The sequence below is a fragment of the Foetidibacter luteolus genome (assembly GCF_009650435.1).
In the GTDB taxonomy this organism is placed as follows: Bacteria; Bacteroidota; Bacteroidia; order Chitinophagales; family Chitinophagaceae; genus Foetidibacter; species Foetidibacter luteolus.
On sequence record NZ_VVIP01000084.1, the window covers coordinates 39,368 to 64,152 of the forward strand.

Below are 24,785 nucleotides of genomic sequence, written 5' to 3' on the forward strand. Positions count from 1 at the left end.
TCCGAAAAATCAATTTAAAATCCCGGTCAGTACAATGTCAAACACAACAATAAATACAACATCATCCCCCACAGCCATTTTAAACGATGGTGGCGAGCCGGGTTATACTTTCCCCAACAGCTTTGGATATTATGGAAAGTTTGGCGGCGCATTCATCCCCGAAATGTTGCATCGCAATGTGGAAGAATTACGCAACCGCTACCTGGAAATTATGCAGGAGCCTTCTTTCCAGCAGGAGTTTAATGACCTGCTGCGTGACTATGTTGGCCGCCCTACACCGCTGTATTATGCAAAGCGGTTGAGTGAGCAATACAAAACCAAACTCTATCTAAAGCGGGAAGATCTAAACCATACGGGCGCACATAAAATAAACAATGCCATCGGCCAGGTGTTGCTTGCGCAGCGGCTTGGCAAAAAGCACATCATTGCTGAAACCGGTGCAGGCCAGCATGGGGTAGCCACGGCAACGGTATGCGCTTTAAAAGGTGTGGAGTGTATTGTGTACATGGGTGTGAAAGACATAGAGCGACAGGCACCAAACGTAGCCCGCATGAAAATGCTGGGCGCTAAAGTAATGCCGGCAGCCAGTGGCAGCCAAACATTAAAAGATGCAACCAACGAAGCCATCCGGCACTGGATTAATAACCCCGCAGATACGCATTATGTCATCGGCAGCGTTGTGGGCCCCCATCCTTATCCTGATATGGTGGCGCGTTTTCAAAGTGTCATCAGCCAGGAAACCCGCTGGCAGCTTAAACAACAAACAGGCAGCGAACTGCCCACACATGTAATGGCTTGCGTTGGTGGCGGCAGCAATGCGGCTGGTGCGTTCTATCATTTTCTTGATGAATTAAGTGTGCAGCTTGTAGCCGTTGAAGCGGCGGGCCATGGTGTTAACAGCGGCATGAGTGCGGCCACAACGCAATTGGGCAAGCCGGGTGTATTGCATGGCAGCAAAAGCCTTGTTATGCAAACGGCGGATGGCCAGGTGGTAGAGCCGCATAGTATTTCGGCAGGGCTTGATTATCCAGGCATTGGGCCCATGCATGCGCATTTGTTCGATAGCGGCCGTGGCACTTTCTTAAGCGCTACAGACGAAGAGGCCGTACAGGCGGCTTTCGAGCTGTGCAAGCTGGAAGGCATCATTCCTGCGCTGGAAAGTGCACATGCCCTCGCTGCCATTAAAGAAATGAAGTACAAAGAAAGCGATGTGGTGGTGGTTTGTCTGAGCGGACGTGGCGATAAAGATTTGGGCACTTACATGAAATATATGTAAGCGAAGTATTATGAACTTAGCTGCATTGCTACTATTAAGCATCGTTGTGTCACTCACTTGTACTGCAGCAATTCTATTCAACAATTGCTGCGGTGGCCATCCCTGGGTAAACCGAAGGGCCTTGTTCTTTACCCGGCAATCCGCCGCAGGTTTGCAAATGGCAACAAACTTTAGTGTAACAGTTAGTCAACTATCAGCGTAACATTTTAATACCAACATGAACCGTATACAGGAATTGTTTCAGCAAAAGGATAAGAACGTTTTAAATGTTTACTGTACGGCAGGTTTTCCGGCCCTTAACAGTACAGTGGAGGTAATGAAAGCCCTGCAGGATAATGGCGCCGATATTATTGAATTGGGTATGCCTTACAGCGATCCGCTTGCCGATGGCCCCGTTATACAGGCCAGCGGTTCCTGTGCCATTGCCAACGGTATGACCATAGAAAAACTCTTTGAACAACTACAGGGCTTCCGGAAAGCAACAGCCTTTGGTGATGGCGGGGGCATTTATGTGCCGGTTATCCTGATGGGCTATCTTAACCCGGTTTTGCAGTATGGATTTGAAAAATTTTGCCGGCACGCTGCAGACCTTCCAATTGATGGCTTAATAATTCCCGATGTGCCGGAATACGAATTTGAAACAGAGTACGGCCCTGTCATGCAGCGTTACGGGCTTAATTTCATTTTTCTCATTACCCCGGAAACATCAGAAGAAAGGATCAGGAAGCTGGATAGTTTAAGCACTGGTTTCCTGTATGCTGTATCATCGTCTTCCATAACGGGTACAGACAAAGATTTTTCGGCAGTGGAAAAATACCTGCAACGTTTGCAGGGCATGCAGTTAAAAAATCCGGTAATGGTTGGCTTTGGTATTAAAGACAAATCCACTTTTCAGTCAGCATGCAGGTATGCCAATGGCGCCATTATAGGAACAGCTTACATAAAAGCGGTTGAAAACAGCACAGACATTGCTGCGTCAACCAAAGCATTTTTAAGTAGTGTGCTGGAAAAATGATTTGAGAGCAGCTTTCTGCTCTGCGAAGTCTCCAGACTTCGCAGAGCTATGCCACCCGTCTCCGACGGGTTTAACCAGTAACACTATAAAAGATGTATTTTAACGAAGGCTATTAAAATCCATTCCTGCTCCGCGAAGTCTGGAGACTTTGTAGCCTTATGCTCCCGTCTCCGACGGGTTTAAAACAACAGCCATGCAAAATCCGTATTTTACTGAAGGCTATTCAATTAAAGACCAATTCGCTACTCACTTTCTAACTTTTACTGTATGCGGTTGGATTGACTTGTTTACCCGGAAAGTGTATAAGGATATTGTAATTGAATCTTTGAAATATACACAAAAGCAACAGCAACTTGTTTTGTATGCTTATGTTATCATGAGCAACCACATGCATCTTATTGCAAGAGCTGAAGAGAAACAAAGGAAAACGTTAAGTGATATTATACGGGACTTTAAAAAATTTACTCATCGTGAAATGATTACTGTTATCAAAAGTGAGAGAGAAAGCAGAAGAGAGTGGATGATGCACCAGTTTGCTTATTACGGAAGAAAAAATCCTAAAAATGAAGCGATGCAAATATGGACAAACAGCAATCACCCTGAAGAATGTATTACTAAGAAGTTTACGGATGTCAAATTGAATTATATTCATGATAATCCTGTAAGGGCCGGAATAGTGGAAAACCCGGAAGATTATATATATTTCAGTGCTGCCAACTATGCCGGCAAAAAAGGAATAATTGATGTAGAGTTACTTTAATGAGTCAGAGACTCATTGCATAATTCTGCGAAGTCAGAGACTTCGCAGAGCAAAAAATCAATACAAACATCTAAATCATTCTAATCATGGTTCTTACAATCATTAAATATAATGCAGGTAACATACAATCAGTATTGTATGCGCTGGAGCGTATTGGAATGGAAGCCGTGGTTACAGATGACCACGAAGCCATCATGGCTGCGGATAAAGTTATCTTTCCCGGTGTGGGGGAGGCCAGCAGTGCCATGCGTTACCTGCAGGAAAGAAACCTGGATAAGCTTATATGGCAGTTGAAACAACCGGTACTGGGCATTTGCCTGGGCATGCAGTTGATGTGCCGGTATTCTGAGGAGAACAATACAGACTGTCTCGGCATATTTGATGAAAAAGTCAAACTTTTTCGCCCTGAAGAACACGCTAAACGCCATCACCTGCTGCATGGGCTGAATGAAATGCTGGCCATGAGGGAAGCGTCAATGCTAAGGGACAATGTAGAGGAAGAGGCAGAGCCGGTGCTAAAAATTCCACAGATTGGCTGGAACAATATCTATAACCTTAAAACAAGCTTGTTCGAAGGAATTAAGGAAGAAAGCTATTGTTACTTTGTACACGGTTACTACGCCGCTTTGGGTGAACATACCATTGCAACAACGGACTATGTGCAGCCTTACAGTTCCGCGTTGCACAGAGATAATTTTTATGGTGTCCAGTTTCACCCGGAGAAAAGTGCAGAAGTGGGGGAACGTATCCTTAAAAATTTTGTTGAATTGATTTAATGAGTTGCTGCACAATGCTGAATATTGATAAGAACGCAGAAGAGTGCGACGCAAGCAAAGCTTCATAGTAGCAGTCCTGCCGGGCCCATAAAAAAAGAAAGGATGGAAATAATACCTGCGATTGATGTAATTGATGGCAAATGCGTTCGTTTAACGCAAGGCGATTATGCGCAAAAGAAAGTTTACAACGAACATCCGTTGGAAGTGGCAAAGCAATTTGAGGATGCCGGTTTAAAAAGGCTTCACCTTGTTGACCTGGATGGCGCAAAAGCCGGTGCAGTAAAAAACTGGAAAGTACTGGAAGCCATTGCCGGTAAAACATCTTTAGTGATAGATTTTGGTGGTGGTATAAAAAAGGAAGATGACGTAAAGATTGTATTTAACTCAGGCGCGGCGTTGGCCACTATCGGCAGCATAGCCGTAAAAAATGAAACCGAATTTGTAAAATGGCTGCTTACTTACGGCGCCGGTAAATTTCTGTTAGGTGCGGATGTAAAAGATGAAAAGATAGCTGTTGGCGGCTGGCTGGAAACAACGGATGTATGGGTGTATGATTTTATTCAGAAGTATATTGAGCATGGCATACAGCAGGTTTTTTGTACCGATGTAAGCAAGGATGGAAAACTGGAAGGGCCGGCCGTGGGTTTGTATAAAAATATCATCGCAAAATTTCCCGGGTTGCACTTTATCGCCAGTGGGGGCGTAAGCTCTGTAAAAGACCTGGATGACCTGCAGCAAGCCGGTTGCAGCGGCGCTATTGTAGGTAAGGCGATATATGAAAACAGGATTGGCTTGGAAGAGTTAAAGAAGTTTGGAGTGTGAAGGGGTGACAGCTACTGTGAACAACAAAATGCCTAAAGCTTACTAAAGAATAATCAATGACTGAAAATAATTACGCTGCCAGGGGTTTAACCAAACGAATCATCCCTTGCCTGGATATTAAAGACGGCCGCACCGTAAAAGGCACCAACTTTGTTGACCTGCGTGATGCCGGCGACCCGGTTGAACTGGGTGCTTTATATGCACAGCAGGGCGCTGATGAATTGGTGTTTTTGGACATTACCGCCACTGTTGAAAAGCGCAAAACATTAAGTGAGCTTGTAAACAAAATTTCGCACCACATTAATATACCGTTTACTGTGGGCGGTGGTATTGCTTCTGTTGAGGATGTAAGCGTGCTGCTGCAAAACGGCGCAGATAAGATATCTGTTAATACCGCAGCGTATAAAAGGCCCGGGTTAATACGGGAATTAGAGCGCAGCTTTGGCAGCCAGTGCGTGGTGCTGGCTATTGATACTAAAAAAGAAGAAGATGGCGAATGGTATGTGTACCTGAACGGTGGCCGTACCAAAACAGAAACACGTTGCGTGGATTGGGCCAGGCATGCGGTTGAACTCGGGGCCGGAGAAATACTGCTTACCTCTATGAACCACGATGGAACCAAACAGGGTTTCGCATTGGATATTACCCGAACTTTGGCAACGCAATTGCCAGTTCCGGTTATTGCAAGCGGCGGAGGCGGTACCATGCAGCATTTTGTGGATGTTTTTGAAGAAGGTAAAGCGGATGCCGGGCTGGCGGCCAGTATCTTTCACTTTAAGGAGATGGGCATTGGGGAACTAAAGCAGTATTTGAAAGGCAAAGCGGTTAATGTGAGGATTGAAGAATAGAGAACCAGCAACGCATATTGCTACACTATAAATGCTCTGCAGATGCTGATTAAACGCATCGGCTAAAGCCAGTGTAACTAAAAGCATCATTAACCCAAGGCTTAAGCCTTGGGTTAATGATGAATCAGGATACAGGCTTTAGCCAAAGTATTTGCACAGCTTACATGCAATCAGTTGAATCATAACAATCAGTTTAAAATCCTGGTTCAGACGGGTTGCTTAATAAAGTTCAGAACGTACAAGTGTGCCAATCTTGCTGCTTTGTCACGCAAGATTGCTCAACCGGCGATGCCACAACAAACCTCAGCCGGGAACATAAAATTTATTTACACGATTATGCAGATTGATTTCAATAAATACAGCGATGGCCTTGCGCCTGCCATAGTGCAGGATTATGATACCCACAAAGTATTAATGCTGGGTTTTATGAACGCCGAAGCGCTGCAAAAAACCGAGCAAACGGGCAAGGTTACCTTTTACAGCCGCAGTAAAAAAAGGTTATGGACGAAAGGGGAGGAGAGCGGCAATTTTCTCGAGTTGAAATCCATAGCGGCGGATTGTGATAAAGACACGTTGCTGATTAAGGCCCACCCCACCGGCCCTGTATGCCACACGGGCGCCGATACCTGCTGGAGCGAAAGAAACCATAGCGAAGACTTTTTGTTTTACCTGGAAGATATCATCAGGCTGCGCAAGCAGGCCTCGCCGGATGAATCTTATGTGGCAAGGTTATTGGGTAAGGGAATAAACAAGGTGGCGCAAAAAGTGGGAGAAGAAGCGGTGGAACTTGTAATTGAAGCCAAAGATGAAAACAAGGATTTGTTCCTGGGAGAAGCTGCCGACCTGCTGTTTCACTATTTACTTTTGCTTAACGCCAAAGGGTTTAAATTGCACGACGTAATTGACGTGTTGCAACAAAGACATTCCAGATAATTATGACTAAGCATATTCTTGCCGCGTTTTTGGCGGCGCCACTTTCGCTTATTGCCCAGCAGAAAAATTTTGTAATAAACGGAGCCGTGACAGGGCTTAACGATGGCGCAGTAGTGTCGCTGGTAACATTAACTGAAAAGGCAGACACCATAGCCAAAGCAAAAGCAAAAGCAGGAAAGTTTATTTTAAAGGGCAATGTTGCAGAGCCTTCTTTAACAAGCTTAAACTTTAGCGGCATCAATAAAAAAGTGGTGTTCTTTGTAGAAAACAGTACCATAGATATAAATACCGATACCAAGGACGCAAGCAAGCCGCAGATAAGCGGTTCCGTTGCTCAGAAAGAATACGAACAGATGCATGCTGTTTTCGACCCTGTTTTTGAAAAATTTGCACGCCTTCAAAAAGTGGCTGCTGACTCAGGCGTTACCCCCGAACTAAGGGAGGAAGCAATGGCACTTAACGGCGAGTTCAGAACTAAAACCGATGCCTTTGTAAAGGAATACAAAAACTCTTTTGTTACACCACTGTTGCTGCTGCAGTTTAAAGACGATATTGCAATGACAGAGCAGCACTACAATAATCTTGGCCCGGCTGTTCAGCAAAGTGTATATGGCAAATACATTAAGCAGGCTATTGACGCTGCTAAAATAGGTTCTGTGGGTACCAAGGCAATTGAGTTTACGCAGAACGATACCGAGGGTAAGCCTGTTTCATTATCGCAGTTTAGGGGCAAATATGTACTGGTAGATTTTTGGGCAAGCTGGTGCAAACCCTGCCGTATGGAAAACCCTAATGTGGTAGCTGCTTATAACCAGTTTAAAGACAAAAATTTTACTGTATTGGGCGTTTCTTTAGACCAGGATAAAAACAACTGGCTAAGGGCCATAAAAGCCGATAACCTTACCTGGAGCCATGTTAGCGATCTTAAGTTCTGGAGCAATGCGGTGGCGCAATTGTACCATGTGCAGTCCATTCCTCACAACATACTTGTTGACCCCGACGGCACCATCATCGCCAAAAATCTTCGTGGCGAAGAGTTGATTTCCAAGCTAAGCGAAGTGGTTAAATAAATTAACTGTAGCAACAAACCATATTAAATTAAGGCGCTGCATGCGCCTTTTGTTTTTTTGGGTACCGGCATTGGTTTTTCATGGCATCGTCCCTTGCGTCGCAATCCGTTCATCTGCATATCAGTGGGCATCTGCAGTTCGTGGTGTAGCCTGTTCGCATTGCAAATTGCCTATAAAGTGCAGCCTCAAAAAGTCTTGCTACCCAGCAGCCATGAAAACCTTTTTAAACTCGGCTTCTTTAAAGCCTACCGCCACAATTTTACTGTTTAGTTCAATCACCGGTCTTTTAATGATGCTGGTATTTTCTTTTAAAACAGGCAAGGCCGTTTTTTCATTAACCACTTTGGCCTGTGCTTCAGCGCCAAGCTCCTTCCAAACAGTACTCTTTTTATTAAAAATGGTTTCCCAGCCCACCTGCTTGCTCCACGCTTTCAGCTTATCCATGCTTATGCCCTCTTTCTTGTAATCGTGAAAGCTGTAACTAATCTTGTGTTCGTTTAACCAGTCAAGTGTTTTCTTTATCGTATCGCAATTAGGGATGCCATAAACCACGTACATAGAAAAAATTTGCGCAAATGTAAGAGATGTGTGTTACGGTTCATTTTCTTCTTCTGTTTCGTCTTCACCTTCAGTACCTTCATCAAGCCGCTCGTTTATCCGTAGTGCATAGCACTGCTTCAGTCTGCCGCCAACTCCCGTAATCCTCAGCAGGGAGTGGTAGTGCAGTAGCTGCTGCAGGTCTTCATTGTCAATAGCTTCAATTGCTTTCAGCAACCAAAATAGTTTATGGTGCATGGCATGCAGGCCAACCCTTGTGGGAAAAAGTTCCTGCACGTCTTTACACCGGGGCAGGTTTTCAAAAACTGGCAACAGCTTTTTTTGATATCCGTAAGAAAAGGCCGCGATTGTAAGCTGCACCAGCGGCGGGTATTCATCTATATTTTTCTGCAGCAATTCAAGATGAAGCAAAGTATGTGCGGTAGGTACCGAGTTCAAAAAGCTGTGGGCACATAATTCGTTTGTAATATATTTTGTAAAAAGTAAGTAAAAGTCTGAATCTTCACTGTTTTTTACAGGCATTTTCTCTCCATCAAAGCTGTTTAAGTCATTCACAAGGCTGCCCAGCATGTCTTTGCATTGGTTAAATGCATTAGTATGTAACTCAATGGCTTCCTCATAACGGTTGTACTCTGTGGTTTCTTTAGCTATTTCTACCATCTTATCTGCGAATAGGTCTTCCCTGTAGCGTATATTTAACTCTGCTCTCAATAATATCAGGTCTGCAATCGTCCGGTTTTCATTTTCCAATTCAACCTCTAACTCTTCATCTAATGCGGGGACTATATTATTAAAGTCAATGTAATCAGGTTCAATATCATCTAAAAAAGCATCATCATCCATATCTTCCTGGTTCTCATCGTCAAAATCATCCTCGTCGTTTATATAAAACGAATAATTACCTTCCCCTGCATTCTTTTCCAGCTTGCTTAAGGCAGGCCCGTAGTTGTAAGATTTGTCAACCATAAGGTATGGGTTGCCATCCTCATCCCCGGTTTCTATTTCTATCAGTGGAACCTTGTCATCATCTTCTTCCAGTATAAAACGTGTTGTTGCAAATTCTTTGTGAGGGTTAATTTCAAATTCAGCCGCAAAATCATGACCGGCGTAAATAATGTTATGGGCAAGGGTATAATCAATCTCTGTATACATGCCGGATGCAATCTGTATTCTTTCATTTATTTCATCTTCCGTTTCATTAAAAAAAGAAAGTATCTTTTATGCCCAGGCACATCAGGTCAACAAGGTAAAAGCCAACTGTAACATTGCCGTTAACATGCCTGCGCATTACAACTACACTGGCCATTTTAGTCGCTTCCCAATCCTGTGTAGCATAGCATCTATAAATAGGCAGCGATCTGGCTTTTGTCTCAATATATTTTTTGGGGGATAATTTTTGTTGCTTCATGAATTATAGAAATTGAAGCCGTAAATTAACATGTATGCGGCTAATTCCTGAGCAATTTTTGTGCTGTTAGTTTTTCATGGATGTTACTTGAGTAGCCACATTATTATCAATGTAATCCAGTATGGCATCAATTTCCGCATCAGTAAGGTTGGGAAAACTGCTCATCGGAATTTTGTCATATTGAAGGAACAACTCATTAAAATACTTATTGCCGCTTTTCAGCACCTTTGGGCTGTTCTTTATCCATTCATGTAGCAGCTTTCTGTTTACCCGGCCGGTAACGCCTGCCAGCGCAGGGCCGGTTAAATTTTTTGAGAGGCTATGGCAGGATGCGCAGTTAGCCATGAATAAATTCCTGCCTTCGGGAAAGCTGGTTACTGACGGGCTTGTAACCTCATTTGTAGTACCGCAAAAGCCCTCACCGTCTTCCGATAATAAGTTGCCCGGGGTTTGCCATGCATATTTAGCTACCCTTGCCGATAAGAAGAAAATAACAATCAATGGCAGTGCTTTCACGATATGGATTAGTTCTTTGTTCATGCCTTAAGTACACTACAAATTTTTGCCGGTGTACATAATTTTAACAAATACGGCTACGCTGTAGCAGGGAGGAGTTAGAGAATGTTAAAAGCCAATCTTTTGGTAAAAAATAGCTTACCTTTCGCCAAATTGTGATAATATGACGAACGAGCAAATTGAAAAGTTTTTATCTAAAAATCTTTTTAAAAGTCCTGTAAAAATCCACTTTAAAACCCGTAATGCCTTAACTGGTTTATTTATTCAAACGCCGGATTACCAGGATCTGAAATCCAAAAATTTTTGGCGTATAGTGGTTGGTGACAATATGAACAACTGGATGAAGAAGCCGGATAACAACCTGGCGAGAATCTTCAGCGGTTCCGAGATAACTAAACTTTCCGAAGCGTAATAAAAGAAAAGGGTTGCCACCGGCAACCCTTTTCTTTTAAACTTATCCCTTCTAACTCAGGAAGTCTTTTTTACGTTAACTGCATTTGGGCCCTTTCTGCCTTCCTGTACGTCAAATTCTACTTTGTCGCCTTCAGTAACCTGATCTACAAGCCCGCTTGCATGTACAAAGGTTTCTTTGCCGGAATCGCTGTGTTTGATAAAGCCGAAACCCTTATCGGCATTAAAAAACTTAACGGTTCCCTGTTGTTTTGTGCTCATTGTGTAATGTATTAAGCGCCAAAGGTAGGGGATTATATCATGGAAGGCTATTTCTTTTGTATAATCCCTTGATAACATTTGCACATCCGGGGCATTATGATGTTTTAACCAATCTATGCGGAACGCAAGTCAAAAACGATCTTTTCCCTTTGTTGTGAGGCTATTACAAGCAAAAAGCCGCAACGTTTTACCGTTACGGCTGTAAAGCAGGCAAGTAAAGACGGCCTAACTATGTTGATATTTATCGGCTTTCACTGAGTTGCCAACGTTGGTTGTAGATGTAGTGCTCACCTGGGATTTTCCTTTGCCCGAAGAACCACCGGTAGAATTCTCTTGCTGGCTCTTTTGTGCCCCAACCCTCAACTGGTTTTGCACGTTGGTAACCCCCGATACAGATTCCGCCACATCTTCCGCACGGCGCTTTGCATTCCGGTCTTCCACGCTGCCTGTTAAAATTACTTCCGCTCCATTCACCTGTACTTCAATATCGGATGCGTCAATGCTGCCATCATCACACAGCCTGTCACAAACATCCTCCTTTATACGGTCATCAGAGCGCCGGTAATCTTTAGGTCCTTTACCGCGGTGCTGGCTGCTATTATTGTCCTGCATTTGGCCATAGTTGCGGCCCGTATCCCTGTTGCCCCATCCTTCATTACTGCCGCTGTTTGCCCATGAGGCTTGGTTGTTGTTTTCATTCCAGCGGTTGCGGTCGTAATCGTTGGCATCTGGCCTAAAGCCTCTCCCGTAATTGCCGGAATTACCGGAATTGCCACGGTTATAATCCTGGTTGCCCCAATTATACTCATTACCGTAGCTGCCCTGGTCTCCGTAACCCCTTCCTTGCTGGCTACCGCTCCGGCGGTTATTTTCGTTGTTTTGCCAGCGGCCCGTATCCTGTCTGCGGTTCATGTCCTGGTTACGGCGGCCATAATCGTCGCTGCCATAATCCTGCGAGCCATAATTGCCGGTGAAGCCGCCTCTCTGGGGGTCTTCATTCCAGTGATTACGGTCATTTGAGCTGCCGAAATTCCCACCTTCATAGCCCCTGCTCCGCTGGCGGTAATCTTCGCTTCTTTCGTCTCTATCCCGGTCCCGGTTATCTTCGTAACCCTGCCTGTTGCGTTGCTGGTATTCCCTGTTTTCATCTTCTGGAAAACGTTGATTGCGGTTATTTTCCATAAAACTTAGTTTTTGTGGTTAACAATGTTAGCGGTAATAACAGCATCCATAACTGTGCCCGCTATAAGCCAAAATATTGAGAGGCCCTATTTTCGTATGTTTATTTATTTAATGTGTGGCTGCTGTGAGAGACTATAGTAAAGGTCTATTGACTGGTTTTTAAAATATGGATGTATATTTCTTTGCCATTTGATTAAACAATTTGTACCCCCAAAAAATATCTTCACTTTATATAAATAAACTATATCAAACGCTTTCATAATCAAATGTTGAAGTGTTAATCTTTGTGGGTAATTCGTTGGTATCGCGAGGCATATTTCCACGTTTTTTGATAAGTTGGTGCTGATACCGATGCCGTAATTTATTCTGAGCTGGTTGTAGCGTAAGCCGCATGTTACACCCCGGGTGAGGGATTGAAAAGGCTACCCCGCTGAAGCCATCGCAGCATTGTTTGTGGTGCAGTAATAGCACAACCGAGGAAAGGCAACTAAATGTGCTTTGATGAAGGTTGCGAACGTAGTTCTGACCCCTTGCGCAGCCTGGGGCAACCTCAAAAGGTTCAAGAACGGAATAGGGGAGATGCTGCGTTTGAATTTTTAATCTGAGTGATGAATGCATGGTCTTGCCACTTTCCGGGGCAACGGCAGAACCAATTATACCCGGTGGGAAAAGCTGAATAGCGAATCCAAAAGTACAAGAGTGCGACGCAACGGCAGCTACATGCATATTCTTCTGCCGGGCCCATAAAACCGGCCATAAAAAAAGCGGAGCTTTTCAGGCCCCGCTTTTTATGCAGATAAAGTGAGTTTTATTTTACTGTTGTGGCTTCATCAATCAGGAAGATCATGTTGGCCCTGTGGGCTTTTGTTTCTTCGCTGGGTGAAACGGCGGTGGCCAGTTTGGTTTTCAGCTTTTTGAGCGAATACCTGGCTGCAGCTTTGGAAACGTCATCTACCGGGCTATCCAGGTAAGAAGCAACCCCTCTTACAAAGATGGTTTGTATGTACTGGCGGTATACGTTGACGTTGCCGTTAAGGTCGGCGTCAAAAATGGCTTTCTGCAGGTCTGTCATTACGTCCACCAGGCTGTACTGGTTGCCATAAAGCCTGGTGTTGGTAATACGCTGCATGGTTATGGGGTGCAGAATGTGTGCCAGGGGCGCCACCTGCAGGTTTAAAGCCATATTGGTTTCTTTGTAATCTTCGCCGGTGTAAGGCTGGTTAAAGCCGCGGCGCTGTAACTGCAGGTAAGGCAGCACCTGCGCATCTGCTTCCAGCGCATTGGGGGCGTAAATATATTTACCCAGTAATTCAATGGCTTTTTTCTGTTGTGCCAGGCTTACAGGCGTGTAGGGTTTGGTGGCAGATTTTTGCTCGGGATAGCTCCTGTCAATAAATACGCCGCCAACGTAACGGCTTACCACACTGGCCATTTGTAAGCGCTGGGAATTTAATGTACCATAACGGGCCCTTAATTCAGCATAAGACTGGCCGGGTTTGCTGTATTTTTTAACAATCTTGCCCATTAACTGGTTAATGAGTTTAAAACGGTCTTCAGCATAGGCAAGGGCATCGCTGCTCATGTCGTAAATATTCACCCGGGGGTCAATGGCTTTACCGGGGGAACGCATGTCATCCCCATCATTACCAAATGCCAGTTGAGGCTCTGTGCTGCGGGCCAGGATGGTGGTTATGCCTTTTTCCTCTTCAGCTTCACTAAAAGGTTTGTAGCCATATTCTATTGCCCACAAATCATAAGGGCCGGCTTTAGTGGTATAGTATTCGCCCTGTTTGCTCCTGTCTAAAGACACGTTTACTGCGGGGTAGTCCATTACAGAACCCATGAGGCCTACCTTTTGTGTAAGTTCCTTATTGTTTACCTCAGCAGGCGAAAGCATTTGAGTGGCTTTCATGTTATGGTTAAGGCCAAGCGTATGCCCCATTTCGTGCAGTATGAGATAGGTGAGAAACTCTTTGTGCATCTGGCCTATTTCTTTTTGGGAGGCGCCATCTGCATCCATTACCGTTAAACCTGCGGTAAACTGGGCTTTTATTTCGCTGGCCAGCACACAGCCATAAGCATCGTGACCATATTTTTCTTCCTGCATTTTTGCATAAGCGGTAAAAGGCTCCTTTGATTGTAATAACGCTGCCGTTTTATTGTCGTTATACAACTCATCCTGTATAGGCGTGGCACTGCCTGAATACCATTCAACCGTAATGTCCGCGCCTAATATCTGGCCGGTTCTCGGGTTAACAAAACTGGGCCCGATTGCTCCATATTGCGGCTGAGCCGAGGATACCCAGCGAATAACGTTATAGCGTATATCAGCAGGATCCCAGGTGGCGGTGTCAGGCATTATTTTCATTTGCACTGCGTTTTTAAAGCCCGCTTTTTCAAACGCTTCGTTCCATTTTAAGCCTGCATCTATAATGGTTTGGCGGTATTCGTAGGGGGTGGTGTTTTCTACCCAGAAAACAATGGGTTCAACCGGTTCGCTAAGCGCGGCGGAAGGGTCTTTCTTTACCAGGCTCCAGCGGTTGATCATGTCTTTATAAGGCGTAGGGCTTATGCTGGTTTGGTTGTTGCGTTCCTGCATAAAATAACCCACCCGGGGGTCGTCCCTTCTTGCCCTGAAGTCGTTTTTAGGCATTTCAATAAGGCTGTGCTGCATCCTTACCCGTACATAACGGGGGTCTGTGATATCCGGCCCGCCCGACGCCATCGTCATAGGGTTATCATAGGCCATATCTACTACAACATCTGTATTGTTGGGGAAGGAACGTACGGTATAGTATTTTGATTTGGATGGATTTAAACCGCCCAGGTTAAAGATAAAAGAGCTGAACGGGCCCGGTGGAAACTGGGGTTTCACCGGGTCTAATTTTTCACTGATGAATAAGCCGTCTGCACTCACGAGATAACCCAGGGAGTCTTCTGCACCGATTTTATCTGAATAAAATACTGCTTCTGGTTTATCAGCATCCGCGGTTTTGCTGATGGGGTTCTCTTTGTCGTAGAAAAAGTTGGTATTTACTTCATGAAATTCCAGTTTGTCAAAGGTCTTTTTTACTTCAAAAACAACTGTTGCCCTGTGCATGCTTTGGTTAAGGAACAGGGAAGTAGGGCCGCTGATGGAAAAGCTCTGATAGATGAATTCTTTGTCAAGCTGGTCTTTTTTCACATACATCTGTATACTGCCGTTAGCGGTATCCTGGTAAAGCGTAAAAAGACCCTCCATTTTGGTGTTTCCTTTGGTCTTGTCCGCAATAGTGGTTGTTTTTTTGGCAGAAGCCGCTTTGGACGCAGAATCAACAACCGCTTTAGGCAAAGCCACAACGTCTTTTTCTTTCTTTTGAGCAAGTACGGCAAGCCCGGGCAACAGTACCGCCAGGGTTAGCGCAGTAAATTTCATTTTCATGCAGTGAATATTTTTAAAAAACGTAAGATAAGGGAATAATTGACAAACTGATTTTCCTTTTTTATGAATGGTGCGTTAGGGTGTGATGTGGCCATTTTGGAGCTTTAAATGCTGGTAATTTTTGCGGCCAGGGCATTTACATCCAGGCCATCATAATTGCCACTGCTCATTAGCAAAAGGTTGCTGTTGGTATAATCCTGGTGCTGCAGCCAGGCATTCAATTCGTTTTTGTCTGTTATTACCGCCAGCCCTGGTTTGGCAAATCCGTCTGCTACTTTTTCTTTGGGTAAATCGGGCATACGCTTCAGTTCCAGTGCGTGCCTGCTGAAAAATACGGCTGCTACATCGGCCTTGTCCATGGATCCTTTATATTCTTTCATAAAGGCTTCATTAAGGCTGCTAAACGTATGCAGCTCAAAAACAGCTACTAGTTTGCGGTTGGGGTACTGCTGTTTCACCGCTTCAATGGTGGCGGTAAGTTTGCTGGGTGCGTGGGCAAAATCCCGGTACACATTTACTCCCGGGCTGTTTGCCAGCAGTTCAAGCCTTTTGGCTGCCCCTGTAAAACTGCTTATGGCACTTAGAAAATCCTGTGGGCGCAACCCCAGATCTTTGCAGGCATACCACGCCGCATGCAGGTTAAGCAAATTGTGATTACCAAAAACTTTCAATGTACTTTTTGCGGCTCCGATTTCTACCGTGGTTGTGCCGTTTGTTATCTGGTGCACTGGCACACCGTATGGCTGGTATCGTATATCTTCCCTGTTATGTGTTTCAACCAGTTGTTTCAGTACAGCATCGGTTTCGTTGTAAATCAATAATCCACCCGGCACAATCTTATCTATAAAGATGCGGAATTGTTCCAGGTAATTGTCAAAAGTGGGGAACACGTTAATGTGGTCCCACGCTATGCCGGTAATAATAGCTACATGCGGAAAAAGAAAATGAAACTTGGGACGTTTTTCAATAACGCTGGCCGGGTATTCGTCGCCTTCGCAAACTATTACCGGGGCATCGGTAATGTTTACGCTTTGTTCAAAGCCTTCCAGCCTGGCGCCTACCAGGTAATCAAATTGTTTGCCGGTGTTGCGCAGCACATGCATAATCATGCTGGTTGTAGTGGTTTTGCCATGGCTGCCACCAACCACAATGCGGGTTTTTCCCGTGCTTTCCTGGTAAATATATTCGGGGAAAGAGTAAATTTTTAAACCCAGTTCTTTTGCTTTTAAAATTTCAGGGTTATCGGCTTTTGCATGCATGCCCAGTATTACGGCATCCAGTTGAGGGATTATTTGGCTGGCGTCCCAGCCTATCGTGGCCGGCAGCAAGCCCTCTTTTTCAAGGTTAGATTTGGCCGGTTCAAAAATCTCATCATCGGTACCTGAAACATCGTAGCCTTTCTTTTTTAAAGCAATAGCCAGTTGGTGCATAACGCTGCCACCAACAGAAGTAAAATGAACTTTAGGCATTTTTAATAATTTTTTCCGCCGATATTAATTTGATAATAACGGGTTACGAGTATCTTTGCGTTTACACAAAAAGCGCAAAGTAATTTTTAAAACTTAATCCTGAACTTTTATGTCAAGAAAATTTGCAGCGCTGCTCTTTATAATCATTATTGTTGCAAGCATGTCATCTTGCATTACAGCAAAAAGGGGCGGCCATTGTCCAACCAACGACAAAAACTTTTTCAGGCGCTAATGCAATATCTTTGCAGGCATGAACTGGAAAAAGTTAAACTCCACTGAGCAGATCCATCATATCAAAGAAAAATCCTTCCAAACCCCCCAGGTAATATTTAAGCACAGCACCAGGTGCGGTACCAGCAACATGGTTAAAAACAGGCTGGAAAGAGGCGGCGAAATAGCCGGCGTGGATTTTCATTTCCTTGATTTAATCACTTATCGCGAAGTATCCAATAAAGTAGCGGAAGAGTTTGATGTGTACCACGAATCTCCCCAGGTGCTGCTGATTGTAAAAGGGGAATGCATTTACGACGAAAGCCATTTCGGCATTTCTACAGACGACCTTGAAGAGCAGGTAAATAAGGTTAACCTTAACTGATTACTGCTGCCCATTATTTTACCGGTTGCTTACCGGTATGGCTTCTTTTCGCTGATAATTATTGAGTCGTTTACAATGCTGGTAGTTTAAACCATAGCATCATTACCTTTGAGGGTATGAAAAAATGGCTTGCTTTAAACCGGCTTTATCTTATTGGCGCCCTTACTGGCGCTGTAGCAGGCTGGCTGTACTGGAAGCTGGTAGGCTGTGTTACCGGTACCTGCGCCATTACTTCCAACCCATACCGCAGTACTATTTATTTTGCCGTAATGGGCGCTGTGTTCTTTGGACTGTTTAAGCGCATAAATAGCGCAGCCAAAGAATAGTATCTTTTAAAAAACATTCTTTGCCATAATCAATTAAATTAATCAGGGGGTGCCCCCAAGCTGCGCAAGGGGTCGGGCTTTCCGCTCATACTCCGGCACAGACCAACCGCACAAGACCTTCACCGGGGTAACCGCTTCAATCCCTCACCCAAAAGACAGTTGCCGGTTGCTGGTTACCAGTCTGTTGAAGTGTAAAAGGCTGATGAGTTGTTTAGCTGCGGAAGCGCAGAAACACCTACCCGCTGCTAATATTAAACTTTTAAACAAACGAAAATTGAACGGTTGCCGGTTACTGGTTACAGGTCTGTTGATTGTGTAAGTGGTTGAGGCTTTTTAGGGGGGATGATGTGCAAGTTCTCCACTGCGGCAAACATTAAACTTTAAACAAAAGACATTGAACACAGAGCCTCGTAGAGGCGCTATGTTAGTAGACAAGGAAACATACGGTTTGCAAAGAGCGCCGTAGGTGCGATATGTTAAGCAGGGTGATGGAAACAGCATGTTGGGTAATTAACAGGTTCTGTTGCAGGAGGCCGCTTAACATGCCGCCTCTACGAGGCTTTACAAACAGGTCGTGACTGTATGTTTGCTACTAATATATCGCTCCTACGGAGCTTTGCCACGATTGTGGGGGTATCCGAAAGCCCGTTATCGGTAGCAGGTAGCTGGTTGCCGGTCTGTTGATTGTGTAAGTAGTTGAGGTTTTCTTAGGGGCGATAATGTGCAGGTCCTCACTGCGGGCAGGGCCGCAAACATTAAACTTTAAACAAAAGACATTGAACACAAAGCCTCGTAGAGGCGCTATGTTAATAGACAAGGAAACATACGGTTTGCAAAGAGCGCCATAGGTGCGATATGTTAAGCAGGGTGATGGAAACAGCATGTTGTGTGATTAACAGGTTCTGTTGCAGGAGGCTGTTTAACATGCCGCCTCTACGAGGCTTTACAAACAGGTCGTGACTGTATGTTTGCTACTAACATATCGCTTCTACGGAGCTTTGCCATCGGTTTTGGAGGATGCAAGGTTGCCAGTTGCAGGTTACAGGTCTGTTGATTGTCCAGAAATGTAAATTCCGGAAATCGGCAATTGACAAGATGCCCTGCAAAATTTCTGGCGCCGCAGGCGGCAGAAACAAAAGCTATAGGGTGGGAAAAGCTGCATAGCGAACAGAACGTACAAGAGTGCGACGCAAGCAAAGCCTCATATTTGTTCCTGCTGCCGGGCCCATAAAATTCTTTGTTTCAATAACTTTTAAAGCAGGGTTAGTTTAAATAAAAAAGCCGGTTAATAAAACCGGCCTTTTTTATACTGTAATTGGGTTATTAATTACTTCCGTCATCGTTTCTGCCTTGTCCCTGGGGGGCATCGGACAGGTTTAAAGGATAACCATAGGTTCCTTCGTAACCGGGATAAATACCTTCCACACGCACATTGCCACGGGCACTGGCCAGAATACTCTTTAATTCATCCACTGTTTTTACTTCCTGCCCGTTAACGCTGGTAATAATAAAACCTTCCTGCATGCGGGTGTTCTTTAATACACCGTTGCCGATTTTTTTAACTACCACACCGCCAGCAATATCATTCTTTTTGGCGGTAGCGGCATCTACTGTTGCCAGTTCTGCGCCAAGTTTGTCCAGGCTTGATTCCGCTTTTACTTCAGCATAAGTGCCAGACTTGTTTTTAAGGGTAATGTTGGCAGTGTTTTCTTTGCCGTTTCTAACATACGTAACGCTGATTTTGTCACCTGGTTTGTAGCGAGCCACCTGCTCCTGCAATTCAGGGCCGCTGCTGATGGTTACGCCATTTATCTTGGTAATAAAATCACCTTTTTGAATGCCGGCCAGTTTGGCGGAGCCGTCTGAAGCCACATCGGAAACGTATACGCCATCACCTTCTTTAATGCCCAACTCTCTTTTCTTTTCATCGGGCAACTGTTCGTTGGGATAGGAAATACCGATGTAAGCCCTTTGTACAGCGCCAAACTTAATAAGGTCGTTTACTATTTTCTTTACCAGGTTTACAGGTATGGCGTAAGAGTAACCTGCATAAGAACCAGTAGGGGAGGCTATGGCTGAGTTAATGCCTATCAACTCTCCATTGGTGTTTATTAATGCGCCGCCGCTGTTACCGGGGTTAACCGCGGCATCTGTTTGTATAAAGGATTCAATAGGGCGGTCGCCTTTGTTGATGCCGATAGAACGGGCTTTGGCACTTACGATGCCTGCAGTAACCGTTACATCCAGGTTAAGCGGGTAGCCTACAGCAAGCACCCATTGGCCAAGGCGCACATCATCACTGTTGCCATATACCAGGTAAGGAAGATTGCTGGCGCCTTCCACTTTAATTACAGCTATATCTGTATTGTTGTCTGAACCAACCACAGTGGCTTTGTATGTTTTGCGGTTGGCAAGTGTAACGTTAATTTCATCAGCACCTTCAACTACGTGGTTGTTGGTAACAATGTAGCCATCATTACTGATGAATACGCCGCTGCCACTGGCACGCTGCTCAGGAATTACACGTTGGGATTGCGGGCCTCCAAAAAAATCGGAGAAGGGATCGTCGTCACCAAAAAAATCTGAAAATGGGTTTCTTTGCCTGGGCAGGTTGTTGCTTACCTGTTTGGCCTTAGTTCTTGTTTTTATGTGTACTACAGCGGGAGTAGCTGAAGTTGAAGCGGCGGTAAAATCAACCGGTCCTGCGGGATTGTTCTTATCAAAAAAACCAGCATAGTTTACCGGAAGTTTGCCGGGTTCCTGGGTTCCTGAATACTGTTGCTTCTGCACCCACTCGCTGTACCCCCACACACTCAAAACGGAAGTAGCAACGCTTACTGCAACTACAAGAAAAATACTTTTGAGTTTCATTGTCTTTAAAATTTTTTGAATTGTTCAGTTATTACTTGTTCTTCTCAAATAATATGCCTTAAGGACAACAAATAAACGAAGCCGTTTAGTCTTCCCGTCCAGGGCCATTTCCTTTTAACATAAGTTTGACGAAGGATGTCGTAGTTCTGCCAATCTTGCGTTAAAGGTACGCAGCAGATGTAATTCAGTCATCAATTTTTTGATGCGACTGACAAGTTGATTTAAAGCAAAGTTTAATGTGTTTTAGGCGAATGTTAATTGGGTTCAGGTGGCTGATGAAGCAATTTTGCACTGATGTTTTTCATAGGTTAGCAATGTCCGGGATATTCTTATCCTGGTTCTTTTTTCAACTACCTTTCCACATTACAGTTTCTTTCTCTTGCAGTTTTAAAAACATCAGATGCTTTGGTGCATTGGCAATAGCGCAAAAGGCAAACCGAAAACGATTGCGTAAAAAAAGCCACTCTTCACTGTTATTTATAAGCTTTATCTAAGTAGCATTGTTGTTTAAAGCTGGTAAAAGGTTGCTGAAAGCGCTTTTCAAAAACCATTGTAAGTAAACACCATTTCGCTATACTAAACGCTAATTTGTCAATATCACCATGCAATTACAACAAAGCAGCATCTCATCTATTGGCTCAGGGCAGCATCTTTCTGTTCCGGGTACCGCTATATTTTCCCTGCCGGAAAAGGTTATTGTGTTTGGCACCGGCGTATTGCTTCGCGGGTTGCCCTGCTACTATATTGATAAAGCCAATAAGCAGGGCATCTTTAATGGCCGGGCAGTTATGGTAAAATCTACCGGGGCTGATGTTGAGGAATTTGCAAGGCAGGATAGCCTTTATACGCACTGCATTAAAGGGTTTGAGAATGGCAACCTGAAAGAGGAATACAACATAAATGCTTCGGTAAGCAGAACACTATCCGCCATAACGCATTGGGATGAATTACTACGGTGCGCTACCAACCCCGGAATGAAAATCATTATATCCAACACTACAGAAGTAGGCATAACATTACTTGAATCAGACCGTGTGGATGCACAGCCCCCGGTTTCTTTTCCCGGTAAGCTGCTGGCTTTTTTGTATAAGCGCTACCAGCATTTTGCGGGCAGTAAAGACAGTGGCATGGTAATAATACCTACGGAGTTACTGGTTGACAATGGCGCTAAACTCCGCGATATACTTGTACAGCTTTCCCGTATTAACAGCCTTGAGGAGGATTTTATGGCCTGGCTAACGGAAGCCAATGATTTCTGTAATTCGCTTGTTGACAGGATTGTGCCCGGGGCACTATCCCCCGGTGATCAACAACAATTACAGCAACTATTTGGCTACGAGGATAAGCTGGGTATTATGAGCGAAACCTACAGTTTATGGGCCATAGAAACACAAAGGGAGGAGACCCGGGAAATACTTTCGTTCAGCCAGGCCGATGCAGGTGTGGTAATCACCAACAACATCAATAAATTCAGGGAGCTTAAGCTGAGGCTGCTGAATGGCACACATACATTCAGTTGTGGCTATGCGTTCTTATCAGGCTTTAACCTGGTGAGCGATGCCATGAATAATGATGCCATGCGCAGCTTTATTACCAACCTGGCAAAAGAAGAAATAGCACCCTGCATAACGGGCAGCGATATCAGCGAAGCGGAAGCCCTTGCCTTTGCGGATGATGTTATCAGTCGTTTCAGCAACCCTTACATACAGCACAAATGGCTTAGCATTACCATGCAGTACAGTGGTAAAATGAAGATGCGTAACATACCGCTTATTTTAAAGCGCTACAGCATAAGCAGTAACCCGCCAAATTATATGGCTATGGGTTTTGCGGCTTACCTTCTTTTTATGAAAGCGGTGCAGGAAGAAGATGGTAAATACTATGGCGAACGTAACGGCGAAGGTTATTGGATACAGGATGAAAAAGCTGCAACATTACATGCGTATTGGTTAAGTAATACACCTGCGGAAGTGGTTGGTAAAACCCTTGCCGATGAAAGTTTATGGGGTACAGATTTAACCTTGCTGCCCGGTTTTGCCGACGCTGTAACGCATCATCTTGAACAGCTTGTAAAAGGTAATAGCATAGACGCGGTTGATACAGCAGGGCAGGGGGTGTGAACAGCTTTGGTACCCGCTTAAATGCCGCCATAAAAAACCGGACGTACAAGAGTGCGACGCAACGGAAGCCTCATGCTTGTTCCTGCTGCCGGGCCCATAAAAATGTTTTTACCCTGCAAGGGCTACTCCCTTCAGGGGATGGGGGAAATGTGCACCAACAAACGATATTTTGCTATAAGTTGTGCAGGCAATATTTTTATTGATGTATAACTATACCAACTAACCGTATGAATAAAGTAATCTGTTTTGGGGAATTGTTGTTGCGCCTGTCGCCCGATGCTGACGGAAGCTGGATAAGCAAAAATATAATGCCTGTTTTTTTGGGTGGTGCAGAATTGAATGTGGCCACATCCCTGGCCAACTGGAAAGTGCCGGTTGCTTATTGTACCGCCTTGCCTGATAACGCTGTTACACAGCACCTTCGCGGTTACCTGAGGCAAACCGGTATAGATGAAAGCCTTATCAATTTAAGTGGCGAAAGAACGGGCATTTACTACATACCGCAGGGTGGCGATTTAAAAGGCGCCGGTGTTATTTACGACAGAGCTTACTCTTCATTCTCGCAACTGAGGCCGGGCATGATAGACTGGGATAAGGTTTTTGATGGCGCCCAATGGTTTCACTTTACGGCCATTAACCCTGCTTTAAACGAAAATGTGGTGGCCGTTTGCGAAGAGGCGCTTGCCGCCGCGGTAAAAAAAGGCGTTACGGTTTCAGTTGATTTAAACTACAGGGCCAGGTTGTGGAAGTATGGAAAAACCCCGCTGCAGGTAATGCCCCAACTGGCTGAATATTGCGATATTATCATGGGTAATATATGGAGCGCCAACACACTGCTGGGCATGCCTGTTGATGAACATATCCACGATAAAAAAAGCAAGCAGGCTTATCTTGACCATGCCTCAAAAACAGCCGCCGCCATTATGCAGCGTTTCAGTAAATGCAGCCTGGTGGCCAACACGTTCAGGTTCGACGCAGGTGAAGGCATCCATTATTTCGCGGCGCTTAACAACGCTGGGGAACAATTTGTATCGCCGGAGTTTAACAGCCCCAAAGTGTTAGATAAAGCGGGCAGCGGCGACTGTTTCATGGCCGGATTGCTTTATGGACTGTACCATAACAATGCACTGCAAGACATAGTAAATTTTGCAGCCGCGGCAACATTTGGTAAGCTGCACGAAAAGGGCGATACTTCCAGCCAAACCGTGCAGGATGTGTTAAGCCATCTGCAAAAAGCGCAGGATGCCGTGTTGTAAAACAAAAAACCATTTCTTCTAACACTAACGATAACCTTATTATGAGCCAACCTGCAGATATACCAGCCTTAATTAAGCAACAGGGTATTTTGCCTTTGTTCTATCACGATGATAAAGACGTAAGTACTGCTGTTATTTCAGCATTATACAGCGCCGGTATTAAAACCATTGAATACACCAACCGCGGTGCACAGGCATTGGACAATTTCAGCTATCTCTCAGCACAGCGGGATGCATTGTGGCCCGGCCTGCAGTTGGGTATCGGTACTATTAAAGATGCGTCATCCGCAACTGACTTTGCAAAGGCCGGTGCGGATTATATTATAAGCCCGGGTTTCAGCACACAGGTTGCGGCTGCGGCCAAAGATGCGGGCTTGCCTTTTGTACCCGGTTGTATGACGCCGTCAGAAATCATGCAGGCAGAGCAACATGGCGTGCAACTGGTAAAATTGTTTCCCGGCAATCTGCTGGGCCCTGCCTTTGTAAGCGCTGTAAAAGAGGTTTTTCCCCGCCTGCAGTTTATGCCCACCGGTGGTGTGGAAGTAAGCGAAGAAAACATGGGCGCCTGGTTTAAGAGCGGTGTAATAGCCGTTGGGCTGGGCAGCAAGCTGGTAAGCAAGGCGCTGCTTGAAAAAAGGGACTATGCAGCCATAGAAAACCTTACCAGGCAGGCGCTGGCCATAGTAGCCAGGGTGCGGTAATTTTTGCTCCGCAAAAAAAAGGTTAAGGTAAGGGCGCCCCCGCCAAAATACAGGGCGGGCCGGGCTATCCGCTGCAAGTCCGCCACAAGGCCCGGCACAAAGCCTTCAGCGGGCTTTCCGCTTCTATCCCTGGCGCGGTGGTGACACAGGCTGCGGTTCATCAAAAGCTTTAAAGAGTTACTGGTAATAA

The 24,785-nt window shown here is 44.9% G+C and carries 23 protein-coding genes; 14 read left to right on the top strand and 9 right to left on the bottom strand.

Annotated elements, in window-relative coordinates:
* Window positions 1–34 precede the first annotated feature (34 nt).
* From trpB to F0364_RS25870, 8 genes are all read left to right on the top strand, one after another.
* Window positions 35–1,276: a tryptophan synthase subunit beta gene (gene trpB / locus F0364_RS25835; protein ID WP_153800712.1), complete on the top strand. Its 1,242-nt coding sequence runs from the start codon at window positions 35–37 to the stop codon at window positions 1,274–1,276.
* A 217-nt stretch (window positions 1,277–1,493) separates the two neighbouring features.
* Window positions 1,494–2,291 carry a tryptophan synthase subunit alpha gene (trpA, locus tag F0364_RS25840; RefSeq protein ID WP_153800713.1) on the top strand — a complete coding sequence of 266 codons (798 nt, stop codon included), beginning with the start codon at window positions 1,494–1,496 and terminating at the stop codon, window positions 2,289–2,291.
* 193 nt (window positions 2,292–2,484) lie between these two features.
* On the top strand, window positions 2,485–3,051 hold the full coding sequence (locus tag F0364_RS25845) for an REP-associated tyrosine transposase (protein WP_153800714.1): 567 nt from the start codon (window positions 2,485–2,487) through the stop codon (window positions 3,049–3,051).
* Between the two features lie 86 nt (window positions 3,052–3,137).
* The gene (gene hisH / locus F0364_RS25850; RefSeq protein WP_153800715.1) at window positions 3,138–3,827 is read left to right on the top strand and encodes an imidazole glycerol phosphate synthase subunit HisH; all 690 of its coding nucleotides are present in this window, start codon (window positions 3,138–3,140) and stop codon (window positions 3,825–3,827) included.
* A 102-nt stretch (window positions 3,828–3,929) separates the two neighbouring features.
* Entirely contained in the window at window positions 3,930–4,649 is a 720-nt protein-coding gene (hisA, locus tag F0364_RS25855) for a 1-(5-phosphoribosyl)-5-[(5-phosphoribosylamino)methylideneamino]imidazole-4-carboxamide isomerase (RefSeq protein WP_153800716.1), read from the top strand.
* 56 nt (window positions 4,650–4,705) lie between these two features.
* A complete protein-coding gene (gene hisF, locus F0364_RS25860; RefSeq protein WP_153800717.1) occupies window positions 4,706–5,497 on the top strand; it encodes an imidazole glycerol phosphate synthase subunit HisF in 792 nt (263 codons plus the stop codon).
* A gap of 336 nt (window positions 5,498–5,833) precedes the next feature.
* Window positions 5,834–6,430 (top strand): bifunctional phosphoribosyl-AMP cyclohydrolase/phosphoribosyl-ATP diphosphatase HisIE, encoded by a 597-nt coding sequence (gene hisIE, locus F0364_RS25865; RefSeq protein WP_153800718.1) that lies wholly within the window; start codon window positions 5,834–5,836, stop codon window positions 6,428–6,430.
* A 2-nt stretch (window positions 6,431–6,432) separates the two neighbouring features.
* Window positions 6,433–7,500: a TlpA disulfide reductase family protein gene (locus tag F0364_RS25870; protein WP_153800719.1), complete on the top strand. Its 1,068-nt coding sequence runs from the start codon at window positions 6,433–6,435 to the stop codon at window positions 7,498–7,500.
* A gap of 198 nt (window positions 7,501–7,698) precedes the next feature.
* Here F0364_RS25870 and F0364_RS25875 read toward each other — a convergent pair whose 3' ends face one another.
* From F0364_RS25875 to F0364_RS25890, 4 genes are all read right to left on the bottom strand, one after another.
* The gene (locus F0364_RS25875; protein ID WP_153800720.1) at window positions 7,699–8,058 is read right to left on the bottom strand and encodes a Spx/MgsR family RNA polymerase-binding regulatory protein; all 360 of its coding nucleotides are present in this window, start codon (window positions 8,056–8,058) and stop codon (window positions 7,699–7,701) included.
* Window positions 8,059–8,091: 33 nt separating this feature from the next.
* Entirely contained in the window at window positions 8,092–9,210 is a 1,119-nt protein-coding gene (locus tag F0364_RS25880; RefSeq protein WP_153800721.1) for a hypothetical protein, read from the bottom strand.
* Between the two features lie 46 nt (window positions 9,211–9,256).
* On the bottom strand, window positions 9,257–9,466 hold the full coding sequence (locus tag F0364_RS25885) for a hypothetical protein (RefSeq protein WP_153800722.1): 210 nt from the start codon (window positions 9,464–9,466) through the stop codon (window positions 9,257–9,259).
* A 66-nt stretch (window positions 9,467–9,532) separates the two neighbouring features.
* Window positions 9,533–10,006, bottom strand: coding sequence for a c-type cytochrome (locus tag F0364_RS25890; protein WP_153800723.1), 474 nt, complete (start codon window positions 10,004–10,006; stop codon window positions 9,533–9,535).
* Between the two features lie 139 nt (window positions 10,007–10,145).
* Between F0364_RS25890 and F0364_RS25895 the strand changes: the two genes are divergently transcribed.
* Window positions 10,146–10,394 (top strand): short-chain dehydrogenase, encoded by a 249-nt coding sequence (locus F0364_RS25895; protein ID WP_153800724.1) that lies wholly within the window; start codon window positions 10,146–10,148, stop codon window positions 10,392–10,394.
* Between the two features lie 56 nt (window positions 10,395–10,450).
* On the opposite strand, the gene F0364_RS25900 is transcribed toward F0364_RS25895, so the two are convergent.
* The 4 genes from F0364_RS25900 to F0364_RS25915 form a co-directional block, all read right to left on the bottom strand.
* The gene (locus tag F0364_RS25900; RefSeq protein ID WP_153800725.1) at window positions 10,451–10,654 is read right to left on the bottom strand and encodes a cold-shock protein; all 204 of its coding nucleotides are present in this window, start codon (window positions 10,652–10,654) and stop codon (window positions 10,451–10,453) included.
* Between the two features lie 225 nt (window positions 10,655–10,879).
* Entirely contained in the window at window positions 10,880–11,836 is a 957-nt protein-coding gene (locus F0364_RS25905; RefSeq protein WP_207632888.1) for a BON domain-containing protein, read from the bottom strand.
* An 808-nt stretch (window positions 11,837–12,644) separates the two neighbouring features.
* Window positions 12,645–15,257, bottom strand: a complete 2,613-nt coding sequence (locus F0364_RS25910) for a zinc-dependent metalloprotease (protein WP_235921293.1) — start codon at window positions 15,255–15,257, stop codon at window positions 12,645–12,647.
* A 104-nt stretch (window positions 15,258–15,361) separates the two neighbouring features.
* Window positions 15,362–16,726, bottom strand: a complete 1,365-nt coding sequence (locus F0364_RS25915; RefSeq protein WP_153800726.1) for a UDP-N-acetylmuramate--L-alanine ligase — start codon at window positions 16,724–16,726, stop codon at window positions 15,362–15,364.
* A 250-nt stretch (window positions 16,727–16,976) separates the two neighbouring features.
* On the opposite strand from F0364_RS25915, the gene ytxJ reads away from it, so the two are divergent.
* Both ytxJ and F0364_RS25925 read left to right on the top strand, forming a co-directional pair.
* Window positions 16,977–17,321 carry a bacillithiol system redox-active protein YtxJ gene (gene ytxJ, locus F0364_RS25920; protein ID WP_153800727.1) on the top strand — a complete coding sequence of 115 codons (345 nt, stop codon included), beginning with the start codon at window positions 16,977–16,979 and terminating at the stop codon, window positions 17,319–17,321.
* A 116-nt stretch (window positions 17,322–17,437) separates the two neighbouring features.
* Window positions 17,438–17,647 carry a hypothetical protein gene (locus tag F0364_RS25925; protein ID WP_153800728.1) on the top strand — a complete coding sequence of 70 codons (210 nt, stop codon included), beginning with the start codon at window positions 17,438–17,440 and terminating at the stop codon, window positions 17,645–17,647.
* 1,323 nt (window positions 17,648–18,970) lie between these two features.
* Here the strand turns inward: F0364_RS25925 and F0364_RS25930 are convergent.
* Window positions 18,971–20,518 carry a Do family serine endopeptidase gene (locus tag F0364_RS25930; protein ID WP_153800729.1) on the bottom strand — a complete coding sequence of 516 codons (1,548 nt, stop codon included), beginning with the start codon at window positions 20,516–20,518 and terminating at the stop codon, window positions 18,971–18,973.
* Between the two features lie 602 nt (window positions 20,519–21,120).
* Here F0364_RS25930 and F0364_RS25935 point away from each other — a divergent pair.
* The 3 genes from F0364_RS25935 (at window position 21,121) to F0364_RS25945 (ending at window position 24,595) form a co-directional block, all read left to right on the top strand.
* Complete coding sequence (locus F0364_RS25935) at window positions 21,121–22,638, top strand: tagaturonate reductase (protein ID WP_153800730.1); 1,518 nt, start codon at window positions 21,121–21,123, stop codon at window positions 22,636–22,638.
* A 227-nt stretch (window positions 22,639–22,865) separates the two neighbouring features.
* Window positions 22,866–23,894, top strand: coding sequence for a sugar kinase (locus F0364_RS25940; RefSeq protein WP_153800731.1), 1,029 nt, complete (start codon window positions 22,866–22,868; stop codon window positions 23,892–23,894).
* Between the two features lie 41 nt (window positions 23,895–23,935).
* Window positions 23,936–24,595, top strand: coding sequence for a bifunctional 4-hydroxy-2-oxoglutarate aldolase/2-dehydro-3-deoxy-phosphogluconate aldolase (locus F0364_RS25945; protein WP_153800732.1), 660 nt, complete (start codon window positions 23,936–23,938; stop codon window positions 24,593–24,595).
* Window positions 24,596–24,785: the final 190 nt, after the last annotated feature.

Excerpts from the sequence above, each read along its gene's own strand:
- trpB (WP_153800712.1), top strand. The coding sequence starts at position 35 with ATGTCAAACACAACAATAAATACAACATCATCCCCCACAGCCATTTTA.
- trpA (WP_153800713.1), top strand. The coding sequence starts at position 1,494 with ATGAACCGTATACAGGAATTGTTTCAGCAAAAGGATAAGAACGTTTTA.
- F0364_RS25845 (WP_153800714.1), top strand. The coding sequence starts at position 2,485 with ATGCAAAATCCGTATTTTACTGAAGGCTATTCAATTAAAGACCAATTC.
- hisH (WP_153800715.1), top strand. The coding sequence starts at position 3,138 with ATGGTTCTTACAATCATTAAATATAATGCAGGTAACATACAATCAGTA.
- hisA (WP_153800716.1), top strand. The coding sequence starts at position 3,930 with ATGGAAATAATACCTGCGATTGATGTAATTGATGGCAAATGCGTTCGT.
- hisF (WP_153800717.1), top strand. The coding sequence starts at position 4,706 with ATGACTGAAAATAATTACGCTGCCAGGGGTTTAACCAAACGAATCATC.
- hisIE (WP_153800718.1), top strand. The coding sequence starts at position 5,834 with ATGCAGATTGATTTCAATAAATACAGCGATGGCCTTGCGCCTGCCATA.
- F0364_RS25870 (WP_153800719.1), top strand. The coding sequence starts at position 6,433 with ATGACTAAGCATATTCTTGCCGCGTTTTTGGCGGCGCCACTTTCGCTT.
- F0364_RS25875 (WP_153800720.1), bottom strand. The coding sequence starts at position 8,058 with ATGTACGTGGTTTATGGCATCCCTAATTGCGATACGATAAAGAAAACA.
- F0364_RS25880 (WP_153800721.1), bottom strand. The coding sequence starts at position 9,210 with ATGTATACAGAGATTGATTATACCCTTGCCCATAACATTATTTACGCC.
- F0364_RS25885 (WP_153800722.1), bottom strand. The coding sequence starts at position 9,466 with ATGAAGCAACAAAAATTATCCCCCAAAAAATATATTGAGACAAAAGCC.
- F0364_RS25890 (WP_153800723.1), bottom strand. The coding sequence starts at position 10,006 with ATGAACAAAGAACTAATCCATATCGTGAAAGCACTGCCATTGATTGTT.
- F0364_RS25895 (WP_153800724.1), top strand. The coding sequence starts at position 10,146 with ATGACGAACGAGCAAATTGAAAAGTTTTTATCTAAAAATCTTTTTAAA.
- F0364_RS25900 (WP_153800725.1), bottom strand. The coding sequence starts at position 10,654 with ATGAGCACAAAACAACAGGGAACCGTTAAGTTTTTTAATGCCGATAAG.
- F0364_RS25905 (WP_207632888.1), bottom strand. The coding sequence starts at position 11,836 with ATGGAAAATAACCGCAATCAACGTTTTCCAGAAGATGAAAACAGGGAA.
- F0364_RS25910 (WP_235921293.1), bottom strand. The coding sequence starts at position 15,257 with ATGAAAATGAAATTTACTGCGCTAACCCTGGCGGTACTGTTGCCCGGG.
- F0364_RS25915 (WP_153800726.1), bottom strand. The coding sequence starts at position 16,726 with ATGCCTAAAGTTCATTTTACTTCTGTTGGTGGCAGCGTTATGCACCAA.
- ytxJ (WP_153800727.1), top strand. The coding sequence starts at position 16,977 with ATGAACTGGAAAAAGTTAAACTCCACTGAGCAGATCCATCATATCAAA.
- F0364_RS25925 (WP_153800728.1), top strand. The coding sequence starts at position 17,438 with ATGAAAAAATGGCTTGCTTTAAACCGGCTTTATCTTATTGGCGCCCTT.
- F0364_RS25930 (WP_153800729.1), bottom strand. The coding sequence starts at position 20,518 with ATGAAACTCAAAAGTATTTTTCTTGTAGTTGCAGTAAGCGTTGCTACT.
- F0364_RS25935 (WP_153800730.1), top strand. The coding sequence starts at position 21,121 with ATGCAATTACAACAAAGCAGCATCTCATCTATTGGCTCAGGGCAGCAT.
- F0364_RS25940 (WP_153800731.1), top strand. The coding sequence starts at position 22,866 with ATGAATAAAGTAATCTGTTTTGGGGAATTGTTGTTGCGCCTGTCGCCC.
- F0364_RS25945 (WP_153800732.1), top strand. The coding sequence starts at position 23,936 with ATGAGCCAACCTGCAGATATACCAGCCTTAATTAAGCAACAGGGTATT.